Origin of the sequence: Mesorhizobium sp. M4A.F.Ca.ET.020.02.1.1 (assembly GCF_004022645.1) — a bacterium.
Taxonomy (GTDB): domain Bacteria; phylum Pseudomonadota; class Alphaproteobacteria; order Rhizobiales; family Rhizobiaceae; genus Mesorhizobium.
The window spans coordinates 1-2,024 of record NZ_RZOI01000927.1; the positions used below are offsets into that span (position 1 = coordinate 1).

Sequence of the window (2,024 nt, forward strand, 5' to 3'; positions counted from 1 at the left end):
GTTGAGCGCCATCAGCGCCGCGCAGAGCGCGATGAATTCCCAGCGCGGAATGGGCAAGTTGCTTGCCGATTGCTGCGCCACTGCCTGCTTGTCCACGGCAAGATCCGATTTTCCAAACGAACCTGCGCCGGTTGACCGGCGCATCGATCCGTCTCGTTCCCGGTATCGGGAACCAAAGTGCCGAGGTGGGGGCAGCCCCGGAAGGCAGCGCCGGCGCTCAGGCGCCGGCAGGCGCGTTCAGTCAGGCGGCGCCTTTGACGCTGACGCCCTTTTCGACGAGGAACGTTTGCAGTTCGCCCGCCTGGAACATCTCGCGCACGATGTCGCAACCGCCGACGAACTCGCCCTTGACATAGAGCTGCGGGATAGTCGGCCAGTTGGAATAATCCTTGATGCCCTGGCGCAGCTCGGCCGACGTCAGCACGTTCACGCCTTTGTAGTCGGCCCCGATATAGTCGAGGATCTGAACCACCTGGCCGGAGAAGCCGCACTGCGGAAAGCCGGGCGTGCCCTTCATGAAGAGCACCACGTCGTTGCTCTTCACTTCGCTGTCGATGTAGTCGTTGATACCGCTCATGGATAATCCTTTCACGCCTGTGGGAGCCAGGCTCGAAACATAACCATCAAATAAACCCATAGGTTGACCGAAACAAGGTATTTGCCTTGCTGACGCCGAAATGGCGCAAAAGATGGCCTGACGCTGCACCAAGTCCCCTAGGCTGCCAATCCTCCCGGAGCGTAATGAAAAAGCGCTATCTCGCGACGATCCTGATCGGCGTCCTGCTCGTCGCCCTGGCCGCGGCCCTTTGGCTGAGGCCGCGGGAACGCCCGCCGCTCGTCATCGGCGGACTGCCCGCTCCGTGCCGGGATTTGAGCTTCGAGGCGGTCCCCTATGTCGTCTGCGAGATCGATCTCAACTCTTATGACGTCGGCCTCTTTCATGCCGGCGCTGACGGCAAACCCTACGGGTCGCTGGAGGTGTTCGACAAGGCGATGAAGGGGCTGGGGCGGCCGGTCCTGCTTGCCATGAATGGCGGCATGTACCACGAGGACCTGACGCCGGTCGGCCTGCTTGTCGAGGATGGCAACGAAAAGGCGCCGCTCAACCTTGCGAATGCCGAGGGCAATTTCTTCCTGAAGCCGAACGGCGTGTTCCTGATCGGCAGGGACGGCAAGGCCGCGGTCATGGAAAGCAGCGCCTATGCCGCCGCCAAGCCCGATGCGGTCTTCGCCACGCAGTCGGGCCCGATGCTGGTGATCAATGGCGCGCTGCATCCGCGCTTCGACCAGAATGGAACCTCGCGCTATGTCCGCAACGGGGTTGGCGTGCGCGATGGCGATACCGTCGTGCTGGCGATCTCGCGGTCGGAAGTCAGCCTTGGCAGCTTCGCGCGGCTGTTCCGCGACGCGTTGTCCTGTCCCAATGCGCTGTTCCTCGATGGCGTGGTCTCGGCGCTGTCGGATGGCGACAGGATGATCGTCGGCGGGAAGTATCCCGCGGGTCCCATCATCGCAGTGTCGGCCAAGAGGACGGCGGCGCAGTAGCCTCTTGCGATAGCCTGCGTTGCCGCGTCTGCCAAATCCGTGTCAACAGAATATAGCTATAGCTAAATCTTAAAGCATCCGCTATGCTCGCCGCGATCTGGAGGATGTAGGCATGATCGAGACGAAATCCTTGCTGGGGCGAAAGCTCGATCGAAGGCTGCTTCTGGCCGGCGGCCTCGCGGCTGCCGGCGGCACAGCGGTGGTGGCAAGCGCGGCGCGCGGGCAGACAAGCCATGCCGGTCACGAGATGCCGGCGGTTGCGGCTGCCGAAAACCAGCCGGCGCATTTGTCCGCTCATGGAGCGATGATGACGGTCGGTGAGGTCGACGACACCCGAAATGGCTTCGACCCGGTCAAGCTGGTCAACGAATGGGAGACCGGTACGGTGTCGACGCTGCCGGACGGGCGCACGCTTCGCACCTTCGAAGTCACGGCGGAAGACAAGGAGATCGAGATTGCGCCCGGCATCATGTTCCCAG

The 2,024-nt window shown here is 62.6% G+C and carries 2 protein-coding genes and 1 pseudogene; 2 read left to right on the forward strand and 1 reads right to left on the reverse strand.

Annotation, left to right across the window (positions count from 1 at the left end; all coding sequences use genetic code 11):
* Positions 1-241: 241 nt before the first annotated feature.
* Complete coding sequence (grxD, locus tag EN742_RS33190; RefSeq protein ID WP_126054844.1) at positions 242-577, reverse strand: Grx4 family monothiol glutaredoxin; 336 nt, start codon at positions 575-577, stop codon at positions 242-244.
* Positions 578-741: 164 nt separating this feature from the next.
* On the opposite strand from grxD, the gene EN742_RS33195 reads away from it, so the two are divergent.
* Positions 742-1,545, forward strand: coding sequence for a phosphodiester glycosidase family protein (locus EN742_RS33195; protein ID WP_127407593.1), 804 nt, complete (start codon positions 742-744; stop codon positions 1,543-1,545).
* Between the two features lie 112 nt (positions 1,546-1,657).
* Positions 1,658-2,024 (forward strand): annotated as a pseudogene (locus EN742_RS33200) (copper oxidase); the annotation flags it as partial.

Coding starts and splice junctions, on each gene's coding strand:
- EN742_RS33195 (WP_127407593.1), top strand. CDS start 742: ATGAAAAAGCGCTATCTCGCGACGATCCTGATCGGCGTCCTGCTCGTC.
- grxD (WP_126054844.1), bottom strand. CDS start 577: ATGAGCGGTATCAACGACTACATCGACAGCGAAGTGAAGAGCAACGAC.